12 protein-coding genes and 1 pseudogene are annotated in these 13,786 nt (G+C 51.5%); 6 read left to right on the forward strand and 7 right to left on the reverse strand.

Annotated features, from left to right (window positions below):
• Nucleotides 1-33: 33 nt before the first annotated feature.
• Both ACU8YC_RS01460 and manA read right to left on the reverse strand, forming a co-directional pair.
• Nucleotides 34-1,542 (reverse strand): YdgA family protein, encoded by a 1,509-nt coding sequence (locus ACU8YC_RS01460; RefSeq protein ID WP_446894937.1) that lies wholly within the window; start codon nucleotides 1,540-1,542, stop codon nucleotides 34-36.
• 106 nt (nucleotides 1,543-1,648) lie between these two features.
• Nucleotides 1,649-2,824, reverse strand: a complete 1,176-nt coding sequence (manA, locus tag ACU8YC_RS01465) for a mannose-6-phosphate isomerase (protein ID WP_151225421.1) — start codon at nucleotides 2,822-2,824, stop codon at nucleotides 1,649-1,651.
• Between the two features lie 262 nt (nucleotides 2,825-3,086).
• Here manA and fumB point away from each other — a divergent pair, with 262 nt between their 5' ends.
• Both fumB and fumC read left to right on the forward strand, forming a co-directional pair.
• Nucleotides 3,087-4,733, forward strand: coding sequence for a class I fumarate hydratase (gene fumB, locus ACU8YC_RS01470; RefSeq protein ID WP_446894938.1), 1,647 nt, complete (start codon nucleotides 3,087-3,089; stop codon nucleotides 4,731-4,733).
• 142 nt (nucleotides 4,734-4,875) lie between these two features.
• Nucleotides 4,876-6,279: a class II fumarate hydratase gene (gene fumC / locus ACU8YC_RS01475; protein WP_187252488.1), complete on the forward strand. Its 1,404-nt coding sequence runs from the start codon at nucleotides 4,876-4,878 to the stop codon at nucleotides 6,277-6,279.
• On the opposite strand, the gene tus is transcribed toward fumC, so the two are convergent.
• Both tus and rstB read right to left on the reverse strand, forming a co-directional pair.
• Entirely contained in the window at nucleotides 6,276-7,205 is a 930-nt protein-coding gene (gene tus, locus ACU8YC_RS01480; RefSeq protein ID WP_187252487.1) for a DNA replication terminus site-binding protein, read from the reverse strand. The genes fumC and tus overlap by 4 nt on opposite strands.
• A 74-nt stretch (nucleotides 7,206-7,279) precedes the next feature.
• The gene (gene rstB / locus ACU8YC_RS01485; protein ID WP_446894939.1) at nucleotides 7,280-8,581 is read right to left on the reverse strand and encodes a two-component system sensor histidine kinase RstB; all 1,302 of its coding nucleotides are present in this window, start codon (nucleotides 8,579-8,581) and stop codon (nucleotides 7,280-7,282) included.
• A gap of 206 nt (nucleotides 8,582-8,787) precedes the next feature.
• Between rstB and ACU8YC_RS01490 the strand changes: the two genes are divergently transcribed.
• From ACU8YC_RS01490 to ACU8YC_RS01500, 3 genes and pseudogenes are all read left to right on the forward strand, one after another.
• Nucleotides 8,788-9,132, forward strand: coding sequence for a DUF1294 domain-containing protein (locus tag ACU8YC_RS01490; RefSeq protein WP_151225423.1), 345 nt, complete (start codon nucleotides 8,788-8,790; stop codon nucleotides 9,130-9,132).
• A gap of 41 nt (nucleotides 9,133-9,173) precedes the next feature.
• Complete coding sequence (locus tag ACU8YC_RS01495; protein WP_247604994.1) at nucleotides 9,174-9,698, forward strand: hypothetical protein; 525 nt, start codon at nucleotides 9,174-9,176, stop codon at nucleotides 9,696-9,698.
• A 332-nt stretch (nucleotides 9,699-10,030) separates the two neighbouring features.
• Nucleotides 10,031-10,222, forward strand: a pseudogene (locus ACU8YC_RS01500) (HoxN/HupN/NixA family nickel/cobalt transporter); the annotation flags it as partial.
• Between the two features lie 178 nt (nucleotides 10,223-10,400).
• Here ACU8YC_RS01500 and rstA read toward each other — a convergent pair.
• A complete protein-coding gene (gene rstA / locus ACU8YC_RS01505; protein ID WP_151219130.1) occupies nucleotides 10,401-11,135 on the reverse strand; it encodes a two-component system response regulator RstA in 735 nt (244 codons plus the stop codon).
• A gap of 126 nt (nucleotides 11,136-11,261) precedes the next feature.
• On the opposite strand from rstA, the gene ACU8YC_RS01510 reads away from it, so the two are divergent.
• Nucleotides 11,262-11,597 (forward strand): GlpM family protein, encoded by a 336-nt coding sequence (locus tag ACU8YC_RS01510; protein ID WP_103770009.1) that lies wholly within the window; start codon nucleotides 11,262-11,264, stop codon nucleotides 11,595-11,597.
• Here ACU8YC_RS01510 and folM read toward each other — a convergent pair.
• Together folM and ACU8YC_RS01520 are read right to left on the reverse strand one after the other, a co-directional pair.
• Nucleotides 11,594-12,316 (reverse strand): dihydromonapterin reductase, encoded by a 723-nt coding sequence (gene folM, locus ACU8YC_RS01515; RefSeq protein ID WP_446894940.1) that lies wholly within the window; start codon nucleotides 12,314-12,316, stop codon nucleotides 11,594-11,596. The genes ACU8YC_RS01510 and folM overlap by 4 nt on opposite strands.
• A 36-nt stretch (nucleotides 12,317-12,352) precedes the next feature.
• Nucleotides 12,353-13,735, reverse strand: a complete 1,383-nt coding sequence (locus tag ACU8YC_RS01520; protein WP_210905046.1) for an amino acid permease — start codon at nucleotides 13,733-13,735, stop codon at nucleotides 12,353-12,355.
• Nucleotides 13,736-13,786: the final 51 nt, after the last annotated feature.

Genomic DNA, 13,786 nt, shown 5'->3' on the forward strand with positions numbered 1-13,786 from the left:
AACAACGTTATCGGGCCTGTCATCGAGACGTGATTACTGTTGAGGGATGGCTGGAGCATCCGGTTCTGCCAGAGAAGGCATACCGAACATACCAACAAACTCATCCAGTGGCATTTTTTGCCCGTTCAGCGTTACCTGGCCGTTAGCGTATTGCAGGCTGGAGCCGATAACGTTGTCCTGCAGCGTCGTAATACGGAACATCTGGCCCATTGCCGCCAGGCCATTAACCTGTTGCTTCGCCAGATCCGCCGCTTCTTCCTGCTGATATCCTTCCAGTTTGGCAATCTTCGTCATGAACTCGGTCGCCATATCGACAGGGATTGTCAGCTTCGCATCCAGTGATTTGACTGAACGGTCCACTTCCTGAGCCAGCGTTTGCGGCTCCACGGTATTTGTGGTCGGATCTTTTAGCAGCAGGGACAGGTTAAATGCGGTTTCACCCTTTGCATTCTTCCAGCTCAGTGGGGCAATGGTGATAACCGGTTCGCCTTTCATCAGAATCGGCAGCGCATTAAAGAAGGCTTCAGTGACTTTCTGTTGATAGAGCTCAGGGTTCTGTACCACATCAATCTGCGCCATCAGCGCTTTGGTTTGGGCGCTGTATTGCTGACTAAACTGATGCAGTGCTTCCCCGTCAATCTGGCCAACTTTCAGCGTCAGCTTACCGCTCCCCATATCCTGACCCTGCAATTTCAGGCTATTCAGGGTGTAATCCAACTGGCTGTTGACGGTTTTGCCATCGTTGATCAGATCGGATTTACCATCGATGCCCATGCCTTCCAGAACCGCTAACTCTTTGCCTTCGACTGAAATCGACAGTTTTTCGAGTGACAGTTTCTGGTCGCCAATGCGTTCACCAAAGCTGGCGATACTGCTGGAACCTTCAGTTTTCAGGTTATTGAACGTAATTTGTACTTTCTGATCATACTCATTAACCGCATTAACCAGACCACTCTGCGCATCGCCAGTTAACGACACCGCATTACCGTCTTTGTCAGCGGTAAACTGGAACTCACCGCCGCTAAAGGCGACTTTTTCATCGCCTTTCTCGTAGTTCAGTGGTTTGAGAGTAAGATCGGAACGGGTATTCCCGCTGTAGCCAATGCGCGAATTAATGACGAATGGCGTCTCGCCTTTGGCAATATCAAACAGTGGTTTGGTAACGTCGTTATTCACCAGCGTCGTTTTCACGGAGGCCATCGCTGGAACCAGATTCAGTGACTTCAGTTGGGCCAGCGGGAAAGGACCGTGATCCACCGTTTCATTCAGGACAATACTTTGCCCCGGTTTCAGCCAGGAATCTGCCTGTCCGGCAATAGGTTTTACCACCAACTGCAGTTGGCTATTGAACACGCCGCGCTGGTAGTTCTGATAACTCAGTTCAATGCCAGCCTCGGGAGAGTAGCGTTTTAACTGATCGTTTGCCTGCGTCACCATCTCGGCGAGATGCGTTTCGAGTTTTTTTCCTGTGTACCAGGCGCCGCCCGTCCAGACGATACCCAGTGCAACCACCACACCCGCAGCTACCAGCGATTTTTTCATTTTGATATCCATATAATAAAACCAGACGCTTGAAGACGCCTGGAGGAGTGACATGTCTCTAACCTACTACAGCTTAGCAAGAGATGTTAAAAATATCAGTATCTTGCTACAGCTTGTTATAAACCCGAGCTAAACGACCCGTGCCGCTGACGTTTATCGGTGATTCATTCGCACTAATAAAGGCCGATTCACCCGGCTGCAACACCAGACGCTGCTCGCCTTTGCTCAGCACGGCTTCACCCTCAATGCAGAACAAAATGGCCGCACTTTGCTGGTTGATATCTGCGCCATCGGCGGTCAGTTCATGCAGAGAAAATGCGAAATCGTCTACCGGAATGGGGAAGTCCAGCTCGCTATTAGTTTTTATCGGTGTCGTCAGCAATTGGTTCGCAGGCTTGGCGACGAACTTAACGTTGGCGACCAGCTCGGGAATATCAATATATTTTGGCGTCAGTCCGGCGCGCAGCACGTTGTCTGAGTTGGCCATTACCTCAAGCGCCACACCTTGCAGGTAGGCGTGTGGAGTTTCAGCAAATAAGAACATCGCTTCGCCAGGATTAAGTTTCACCACATTCAGTAACAGTGGGGAGAAGAGCCCGCTGTCGTTCGGGTAGAAGTCAGCGATCTGGCGAATGGTTTGCCAGGGTTCACCCTGTTGGCTGTTCAGCGCGGATTTCAGGATCGCCAGCGCATGGGATTTCTCCTCATCCTGCATATTCAGCAAACTGGCGAAAAGATAGCTCAGACGTTCGGCATTCGGTTCCTGCAGGAAATGTGCAATAGCCGGATGCGCTGCGGAAACCGGTTGTAACAATGCAACAATGTCTGAGAACTCGCGAAATGCATTCATCGCCAGGAAAGGGGTTAAAGCAAAAACCAGTTCCGGCTTGTGGTTAGGGTCTTTGTAGTTACGCTCAGCGGCATCCATCGGGATCCCCGCCGCGTTTTCTTTAGCAAAACCGATTTCAGAGTTGTGTTTGTTAGGATGGACCTGAATCGAAAGAGGTTGCGCGGCGCAGAGTACTTTAAACAGGAAAGGCAGTTCACCAAAGCGTTTCGCAACGGCATCGCCTAACAGTGCGGATTTGTCATTCTCGATGACGTCGCGCAACGCGATCGTCTGGCCGTTAGCGCCCATAACCTGCGAACTGCTTTTCGGATGCGCGCCCATCCACAGCTCAGCCATCGGCTGCTGAGTGGGATTGGCAATCCCATAAAGTTCCGTTAACGCAGTTTTACTTCCCCAGGCATAGTTCTGCACTGAGTTGATGAGTTTTTGCATGCTCAAGCCCTGTTTCAATGTGGAATTTTCTACGGCTATTAAAGCAAGAAACCCGTGGGGAAGTAACCTGCACATGTAAAAAGTCGTCCTTGTCTCAGTTTTTGTTAAAAAATTGTGTAGGATATGGTGACTCGCTTTTAATACCCTGAGTAATTCCGGTTGCGGAAAGCCCTTCCTTCTGCAACCCGACCTGCGGCAGGGAAGCAGGGCAATGGAACATCTGCCCAGAGAATAACCAGACCGAGCAGTAAGTGAGAGCACAATGTCAAACAAACCCTTTCATTATCAACATCCTTTTCCCCTCAAAAAGGATGATACCGAATACTATCTGCTGACCAGCGACCATGTCTCCGTTGCCGAATTTGAAGGGCAGGAGGTTGTCAAAGTTGCGCCGCAAGCATTAACTTTGCTGGCTCGTCAGGCGTTCCATGACGCATCGTTTATGCTGCGTCCTGCGCATCAACAGCAGGTAGCCGATATTCTGCGTGACCCTGAGGCCAGCGAAAACGACAAATATGTGGCACTGCAATTCCTGCGTAACTCTGACATTGCGGCAAAAGGTATTTTGCCGACCTGCCAGGACACTGGCACCGCGATTATTGTGGGTAAAAAAGGCCAGCACGTCTGGACCGGCGGCGGTGATGAAGCGGCGCTGGCGCGCGGTGTGTATGACACCTACATCGAAGATAACCTGCGCTATTCACAAAACGCCGCGCTGGATATGTATAAAGAGGTGAACACCGGTACCAACCTGCCAGCACAAATAGATTTGTATACTGTCGACGGCGATGAATACAAATTCCTGTGCATTGCTAAAGGCGGTGGTTCGGCGAATAAGACCTATCTGTACCAGGAAACCAAAGCACTGCTCACGCCAGGAAAATTAAAAAGTTACCTGGTTGAGAAGATGCGAACGCTGGGAACAGCGGCCTGCCCGCCGTACCATATTGCGTTTGTAATCGGTGGAACATCAGCGGAAGCCACGCTGAAAACGGTGAAACTGGCGTCTGCTAAATACTACGATGAGCTGCCGACCGAAGGTAACGAACATGGCCAGGCATTCCGCGATGTGGAGCTGGAAAAAGAGTTGCTGATTGAGGCGCAAAATTTGGGGCTGGGCGCCCAGTTTGGCGGGAAGTACTTTGCTCATGATATCCGCGTAATCCGCCTGCCGCGTCACGGCGCGTCGTGTCCGGTCGGAATGGGAGTCTCTTGCTCTGCTGACCGTAATATCAAAGCTAAAATCAACCGCGAAGGTATCTGGATCGAAAAACTGGAACATAATCCAGGCAAGTACATTCCAGAAGAGTTGCGTCAGGCTGGAGAGGGGGAAGCGGTGCGCGTTGATCTCAATCGTCCGATGAAAGAGATCCTGGCTCAGCTGTCGCAGTATCCGGTTTCTACGCGACTGTCGCTCAATGGTACAATCATCGTTGGCCGAGACATTGCTCATGCGAAACTGAAAGAACGTCTGGATAACGGTGAAAGTTTGCCGCAGTATGTTAAAGATCACCCGATCTATTACGCCGGTCCGGCAAAAACGCCAGAGGGCTACGCCTCTGGTTCGCTTGGTCCGACCACAGCCGGGCGTATGGACTCGTATGTTGACCAGCTTCAGGCCGCTGGTGGGAGCATGATCATGCTGGCGAAAGGCAACCGCAGCCAGCAGGTTACCGATGCCTGTCATAAGCACGGCGGTTTCTACTTAGGCAGTATTGGCGGTCCTGCGGCTGTACTGGCGCAGGGCAGTATCAAGAGTCTGGAGTGTGTGGAATACCCTGAATTGGGGATGGAAGCCATCTGGAAAATTGAAGTGGAAGATTTCCCGGCGTTTATCCTGGTGGATGACAAAGGCAATGATTTCTTCCAGCAGATTCAGACGTCGCAGTGCGCACGCTGCGTTAAGTAACGTCAGCCGCCCTACGGGGCGGTTTTTTTTTACCGCACGAACCACCAAACGACAGTTTTATCCTCGTTAATACTCATAAGACCAACGCAAGTGGGCAATGTCGAAACATAACCTAATCAATTGTTAATGTGAGGAGCAGGTAATGGTAACGGTACGCCGCGAAAATGATTCAATGGGGGCGATTGATGTCCCGGCTGATAAGCTTTGGGGCGCGCAAACCCAACGATCGCTGGAGCATTTTCGTATCTCTACGGAGAAAATGCCGGTCTCGCTGATCCACGCGCTTGCGCTGACGAAACGCGCCGCAGCAAAGGTTAACCAGGATCTCGGACTGCTGGCGGAGGATAAAGCCCGCGCAATTATGCAGGCGGCAGATGAGGTGTTGGCGGATAAGCACGTTGATGAGTTTCCGCTGGCCATCTGGCAGACCGGGTCTGGTACGCAAAGCAATATGAACATGAACGAGGTGCTGGCAAACCGGGCCAGCGAATTGCTGGGCGGCGTGCGGGGGATGGAGCGTAAAGTACACCCCAATGACGATGTCAATAAAAGCCAAAGTTCAAACGATGTTTTCCCGACTGCAATGCACGTTGCCGCGCTGCTGGCACTGCGCAAATCGCTGATCCCGCAATTGCAGATGTTAACCAAAACGTTAAGCGATAAATCCCACGCGTTTGCGAATATTGTCAAAATTGGTCGTACGCATCTGCAGGATGCCACACCGTTGACGCTGGGCCAGGAGATTTCCGGCTGGGTGGCAATGCTCGAACATAGCCTGAAGCACATTGAAAACAGCTTGCCGCATGTAGCGGAACTGGCGCTTGGTGGAACAGCGGTAGGGACCGGACTCAACACCCATCCGGAGTATGCCCGGCGGGTCGCGGATGAACTGCGAGTCATCACCTGTGCGCCGTTCACTACCGCACCGAATAAGTTTGAAGCGCTCGCCACCTGTGACGCGCTAGTTCATGCCCACGGCGCGCTAAAAGGGCTGGCGGCGTCGCTGATGAAAATTGCCAACGATGTGCGCTGGCTGGCATCCGGTCCGCGTTGTGGCATTGGTGAGATTTCGATTCCGGAAAATGAACCGGGCAGCTCGATCATGCCGGGCAAGGTCAATCCTACCCAGTGTGAAGCGCTAACCATGCTTTGCTGTCAGGTGATGGGCAACGATGTCGCGATCAACATGGGGGGGGCGTCGGGTAATTTTGAGCTCAACGTTTACCGACCAATGGTCATCCACAACTTCCTGCAGTCGGTACGGCTGTTGGCAGACGGTATGGAAAGCTTTAACGAGCATTGCGCAACGGGGATTGAGCCCAACCGTGAACGAATCGATCAGCTGCTTAACGAGTCGCTAATGCTGGTGACCGCGCTCAATACCCATATCGGTTACGATAAAGCGGCTGAAATTGCCAAAAAAGCGCATAAAGAAGGGCTGACCTTAAAAGCCTCCGCCCTGGCACTGGGGTATTTGACCGAAGCGGAGTTTGACAACTGGGTACGCCCGGAGTTGATGGTGGGTAGCATGCGGCCTGGCAGTTAATCAGCAACGTACAGGTGCAGCCGGGGAATAATCAATCTCAACGGCTGCGCCTGAGGTTTAAAACGATGCTGGACATTGTCGGCATCGTAATTCAGTAACTCGCCGATATCCGGTACGGTCATACCGTTTTCATTGTTGATCAGCGCGATCAATGGCGTCGGACAGGCGTATTGTACCTGCTTTTGTGCTCCTTTGTACCAGACGCGGGCGATCGGCTGCACTTTTACCGGTCGTTTAATCTTCAGACGCGCATGCTGCCCCAGAGCGGCAATATCCTGATATTCACGTTCAAGTTTTGCCTGCCACTCTTCACGCGTCCAGGGATGTACGCTACGCGGCGACGTCAGGCTTTTTTCCAGTTGCTGCAACACTTCATCGCGCTTCAGATTTTTAATAATGTGTTTGTTGGCCCAACCAAATCGCAGAGTCGCCGGTTCTCTGACAAGGGTAAGTGTACGGTAGGCATTCAGCGTAATCAGCCCGGGTAGGTGGCGATGCACCCATTCAAAACGGGCTGCCGGTGCGAGCCCGGATTCCACTGTGACAATGCGCTCAAAGGTGGTTTTGAGCTGATTAATACGCTGTATTTGCGCTTCCAGATCACGTTGAGTCGCATTATCCACCTGATAACACAGCACGCCAGGCAGGCGGACAGCTGCTTTACTGCTACGATTCTCTGATTGTTGCTGGATAAACAAATGACGATAGTGGCGCAGCGCCAGTGTTTCTGCTTCTTTACCTAAATGCTGTTTAACATCAATGCTCGGTAGCGGGGCGTGTTCTGCTTCTTTAACCACTTCCGGTAACGAGAATACGCGTGCAATCAGCAGCGTCTGCTGCAACAGATTTTCATTCAGAAGTGCCAGCTCTTGTTCCATCTGGCGGAAGGTGCCGTTCAGGCGGTCGACGAGATCGTAACGGGTCATTGGGGTTACCATTTTAGTTACAACATACTTTTTTATAGCATAACATCTGCCACCTGACTACCGAGCAGAACGGGTCAGGCAGGTGAAATTTCAGGAATGTCATGCCAGACGGGCCAACTGAAGCAAAAGCGGGCGCCGCCGAGCTCACTTTCATCGCAGACGACCGTGCCGCCCATTGCCAGTGCGATTGAATGTACGATAGCTAAACCAAGCCCGCAACCACCGGTCGCCCGGTCGCGGCTGGGATCAAGGCGTACAAACGGTTCAAAAATCTGTGCGCGGGCATCAGGTGCAATACCGGGTCCGTCGTCTTCCACAACCAGCGTCGCCTGATTTCCGTTTAATAGCAGGCTTGCTTGTACCGTAGACTGGCAATAGCGCAGGGCGTTATTCAGGAGATTATCCAGGACACGCTCCATCAGGCGCATATCCAGCGCACCATAGTCGCCGCTCTTTAGATGGCATAAGCGCACCGCTCGATCAGGGTTTACGCTTTGCACATCCTCCAGATGGGTTGTCAGCCAAACGGGCAGGTCCGGTACCGTGAGCTTTAATTCGTTTTGTGGGCGGTCCAGCCGGGCATAGGTCAGTAACTCCTCGATTAACGCTTCCAGTTGACCAATATCACGATTCAGGGCCAGCGATTCCTGCTCGGTGAGGTTATCGCTCATTTCCAGCCGGTAGCGTAAGCGTACCAGTGGGGTGCGAAGCTCATGGGCAATGCCATCGATAAGCTGTTTTTTACTGGCGATTAAGGCATTGATATTATCTGCCATCTGATTAAACGCCACGCCCAATCGCTCAAAGCTGGAACCACTGTCAAAATGGAGGCGCTCACCCAGATGCCCTTCGCCAAAACGCTGTGCAGCGGCTTCCAGTCGGAGCATTTCCTGCCAGTGCGGACGCATCCAGATAAGCACCGGGAAGGCCAGAGAAATAGCAATAAATGCCATCAGCGCGATGTCCAGCAAGCGCATTTGATGGAGAAAATAGAGATACGGGACCGGGCCAACGGCCAGTACATAGTGACTGCGAGGGATCCGTTGAATAAAGGTGTACTGATCGTCAAGCGCGACGATATCGCCTTCGCGCAAACGCAGCATGGTTGGCGCGTCCAGTGTGTATTTATTTAGCGGCTCAACACGCAGGTCAAAAGAGAGGTTCAAATCCATCTCTTTTAGCGTCTTACCCCAGTCACGTGGCGGGATTTCGCGTAACTCACTACGCATCAGGTATAGCGAGCTTTTCATCAAATCGTCGAGCGACTGCCGGCCTGCGCGTTCTGCGGTGAATTTGTATACCAGACCGACCAGTAGGGTCATCACCAGAAAGCAGACAAACAGCAGGAGATAAAACTGCACAAACAGCTTCTTCATCAAAATCACCAGACGCTCAAAGGGTTAGCAAATCTCATCGAAAATGTGCGGGTGCGGATAACTCTCCGAATGCCATTAAGCACACTCAGTGGAGCAGATTACACTGTATCGACTATTTCTGCATTGCCATGCTCCGCTCGGCGCTTTGGCATGTATGACGTATAATGCGGCTTTGATGCATTCTGAGCTATTCCACGACTAATAAAATGACTCTCAATCGTTTCTGTTACTTGCTACTGATTTTGGCCGCGTCAGGCAGTATGTTCACCTCACATCCCTTTGTCATGTGGTGTCTGCTTGCTAATGTTTTGACGCTGGTCATTTACGGCGCAGATAAAATGGCGGCGCGCAGGGCCTGGCGCAGAGTGCCTGAATCCACTTTGCTGGTGTTTGGCGTGGTGGGCGGGTGGCCTGGCGCGATTGTGGGCCAACAACTCTTTCATCATAAAACACAGAAACAGCCATTCAAAACTTATTTCATTATCAGTATCTTATTGAGTGTTTCAACGATGGCAGCTGTTTATTGGCTCTTTCCACTTTCATTTTCCTGAGCATCAATCACAAGCATTATAAACAGCGGAGACAGGATGATATGAAGATCTATATTATTGACCAGAATGGCGATTTAACCTTACAAAACGGTCGCAGTATTGTTGTTGAGTTTGCTGATGGCAAATCGCTTGAACTGGCTGGTAGCCCACAACCTTTACCAGAGGGAATTCCTGAAGGGCTTCATATTTGGGGGGGCAGAATTCCGTATCAGACGTCAGAAGAAGTGAACACCTCGCAACTGGATTTTAAACCGGTAGCGGCCAATGGCATGATTGTTTCACCACTGCCGATTAAAGAAGCTGATTCCGGTGTTACAGGAATGTTTATTGCTGATGATGACGGTTCTTTGCAACCGGTAAAACAAAACAGGGTGGTTATCGCGCTTGATAATGGCAAAACTCTGGAGTTCATGGAGCATTATGCCAAAAGTGGGCTGCTGGTCTGGGGGGGACGCGAGCCCGATCCGCAACTTCCTTTTGAAGAAGTTAAGCAAAGAACCGAGAGCCTTGGATTGTATCTACTGGCAGGCAACGTTGTTCATGTATTTCCCTATAAAGTAGAGTAACAGTATGCTTTTTCGCCTTAAGGCTCAATCAAATAAAGGGCCGCATTGGATAAATCTGTAGTCAATGGCTGGCTCAGCCGATGGGGGCTCGTTCCTGATGGCGAACAGATAGAACGGCAACGTTTGCTGATGTGGATTATTGCCTGGTGTGGACTATCGTCCGCCTGGTTTATGCAAGACGGGTGAAGAGCGACAGTCCCCCTGTGCGTAGCGGAGTTAGCGACTGCGGAACTTGCTTCAGGTGGCCATCAACTTTGTTCTACGACACTGGGTTGGTAATTCTTAAAAGTTATCATTAGCACGGTAAACGTTTTAATAATCAATCAGTGAACGGCGGTGTGGAGGCGCTGGGACTTCTTTCGCAGGCGTTTTCACTGCAGGGAGGATTGTGGGATGCCGTCAGTGATTTGAGTGACCATATGGGGAATGTCGGGTTTGCCATTATTGGCGTCTTTATCGGTTGCTGGATTTTTTCTGCACTAAACTACCGTTGGAAAAAATACGACGGACTGACGTTTAGTTGAGACAAAAAGACGGTTTTAAAATAGTGGGAACGAAATATAGGGAGCGAGAAGGTGAGCGGCCATTCAAAAAATGTGGAATGGAGCTGGAGGGCGTTTGTATGCCTGTTATGCAGTCGAGTTTGTGTGACAGTGTAACGCAAAGGGTGGGTTTGCCGATCAATATGACCGGCTCGGTGGATTACTTCTGAGGCCCGACATCCCAGGCATGCGGCGCGAACAGATAACCTTTGTTGCGTATCGTTTTGATTCGGTAGGGTTCCGTCGCGTTATCGAGCAGTTTTTTGCGTAACCGGGAAATTGCGACATCGACACTGCGATCCATGCCGTCATAACTTACACCGCGCAGATTTTTCAGCAACGCATCGCGGTCCATAATTTGCCCGGCATGAGTTGCCAGTTCCCACAGTAATTCGAAATCGGCGGTGGAAAGAGATACCTGCTCGCCGCCAAGCAGCACGGAACGATTGGTTGGGTCGATGGCGAGTGTGCCAAAGCGCAGCGTTGCATGTGGTGTGATTGTTGCCGCCTGAATGCCTTTAGACTGCGCAGAGTGTTCATTCTGGCGCAGATGCAGGCGCAGGCGGGCCAGCAGCACCGCTGGTGGCGTTGTTTTCAGAATATAATCGCAGGCCCCCATTTCCAGCGCCAGAATATGGTTCATGTCGCTGTCCAGCGAGGTAAGCAGGACAATTGGACCCTGCCAGCGTCCACGCAAATCGCGGCAGATAGTCATCCCATCTTTGCCCGGCAGCATGATATCTAATAACACCAGGTCGGGTTGAACTTGCAGGATTTTCTCCTCGGCTAAATCGCCACGAGGTTCCACGATAACCTCAATATCATGCCGAGCCAGATAGGCCGCGATCAGCGAACCCACTTCGGGATCATCTTCAACAAATACGATGGTATTCATATCATTAATTTTGAATATAAAACGTCAACATACACCGCCCTCGTTTTTCCTTCCATTAATCTTTTCTAAACAAGAATGCTTCCGTTATGCTAGAGGCTGATGTTATTGATGTGTTAAGGCAGAGTGATGGGACTCGTTATAAAAGCGGCGCTCGGTGCGCTGGTGGTGGTGTTGATTGGTTTGCTGGCGAAAACAAAGAATTACTATATTGCCGGATTAATTCCGTTGTTCCCAACCTTTGCGTTGATTGCCCACTACATCGTGGCCAGTGAACGTGGGATCGAGGCGCTGCGTACAACCATTGTATTCAGCATGTGGTCGATTATTCCTTATTTTGTCTACCTCGTTTCGCTGTGGTATTTCACTGGATTTATGCGTTTGCCTGTCGCGCTCGGCGGTTCAGTGGTGTGCTGGGGCCTGAGCGCGTGGTTGCTGATTTTCTGTTGGATTAAACTGCATTAACGCAGATGACGTCCACCATCAAGAGCAAAACTACGTCCGGTGACAAAACAGCTGGTTAGCAGATAGTCAATTAAATCAATGACCTCTTTTTCACCTGGCGCTGTTTTCATCAGGGATTTATTTAATGCCTGCTGGCGATACTCTGCACCGTCACCCTCGTTAAACAGGATTAGCGAAGGGGCAATGGCGTTCACTTTCACTTCCGGCGCCAGTTTACGCGCGAACGAGCGGGTCATATTATCCAGCGCCGCTTTGCTGGCAGCATAGGCAATGTGCTTATCGCTGCCGCGCTCCACCACATAATCCGTAAAATGGATAATATCGCTGGCTGCGTGTCCATGACCGCGCAGCAATCCTTCAAGCGCATGGTTAAGCAGATAGGGCGTATTGACGTGAATTTGCATCATACCTGACAGCACGTCGGTCAGCGGAGTGCCGGGTTTTTCTGCAAGCCAGGCACTGGCATTATGCACAATGGCGCGCAGGCCATTGGTATGAGCCTTAACTTCATCAGCAAAGGCCAGCACGCCTTCATCGCTGGAGAAATCAGCCTGGATACACAGCGCGCCCGCACCCCGTAGGCCATCAATGGCGGGGTAATGCGTACGGTAGCTGACGATAACCGGCTGTTTTTGATTCAGAAAATGCCATGCAACGGCGAGGCCGATGCGACGGCCTCCACCGGTGATAAGAATTGGCAATGGGGGTTTTTGACCCATCGTAATCTCCATGTGTCGCGAACGATGGGGATAACGTTACCCCATCAGCATCCAGGTCGCCGGAACAGAAGCTACAAGCAGTAGGCCGATCAGCGCAATCTCCTGGCGGTTTAATACTTTTTCATGCTCGTGTGTTTTTCGGGCATACAGGAAAACCAGCAGTCCCGGCGCATACAACACAACGGACAGCAGCAGGTGCATCGGACCTGATGCATACAATAACCATATACCATAAATACTGGCGCCGACACCGACAGCCCGATGAAGCGGACGAGAGGCGATTTTCACCAGGAAGGCACCGACCAGGAAATAGGGCACCAGAATCATTTCTGAGGCGATGGTCAGTAACGTATTGTAGTCCGAACCTGTAAGCCAGATCAGTACCAGACAGAACTGGACGGAAATGTTGGTCAGCCACAGCGATGCGGAAGGTGCGCCTTGTGCATTCTGGCGGGCAAAGATGCGCGGGAAGGCTTTGTGTGTGGCGGCGAGGAACGGTACTTCCGCCGCCATAATCGTCCAGCTTAAATAGGCGCCGCACACTGAGACAATCAGACCTGCAGCAATAATTATTTCGCCCCATGGCCCCATCATTTTAACCATCAGACCGGCCATTGATGGGTTACGGATTTCCGCCAGTTCGGGACGCGCGACCACGCCCAGAGACAGCAAAGTGACCAGCAGGTATACGCCCAGCGCGGCGAGTACCGCCAGCAGCGTAGCACGCCCGACATCGCGTTTGTTTTTGGCTCTGGCAGAAACTACTACCGCACCTTCCACACCGATGAATACCCACAGGGTAATGAGCATGGTGTTTTTAACCTGCTCCCAGACGGGAACGCCCAATGCAACGCCGGTAAAATCAAGGGTAAAGGTGTCTAGCTTAAACAGCATGAAAGCCAGCACGATAAACAGACCCAGCGGCAGTAACTTCGCCAGCGTGGCGACCAGGTTAATACTGGCTGCGGTTTGCACACCGCGGAGCACAAGAAAGTGTACGACCCACAGTAGCACCGATGCGCCAACGATCGCCTGCCAGGTATTACCGTCGCCAAACAGACGTAACTCTGGCGTATCGGTAAAGAAGCTGAGTGCAGAGAAAACGATGACCAGATAAGAAACGTTAGCGATAACGGCACACAGCCAGTATCCCCACGCGGAGCAGAAGCCAATCAGTTCGCCGAAACCTTCCCGCGCATAGCTAAAGATGCCGCCGTCCAGTTCAGGACGGATACGCGTGAGGATCAGCATGGCAAAGGCGAGCAACAGGATACCCGCGCCGGTAATTGCCCAACCAATCAGTAATGCGGCCGGACTGGCTACTGCCGCCATATTTTGTGGCAGGCTAAACACGCCAGCGCCAAGCATTGAGCTTAAAACCAGCGCTGTCAGCGCGCTCAGACCCAATTTCTTTTCCATTTCTATCCAGTTACAAAAACGAGAGTGAGAGAATAATTATTTTGGCAAACC

This window comes from Citrobacter sp. VF227 (assembly GCF_052950715.1).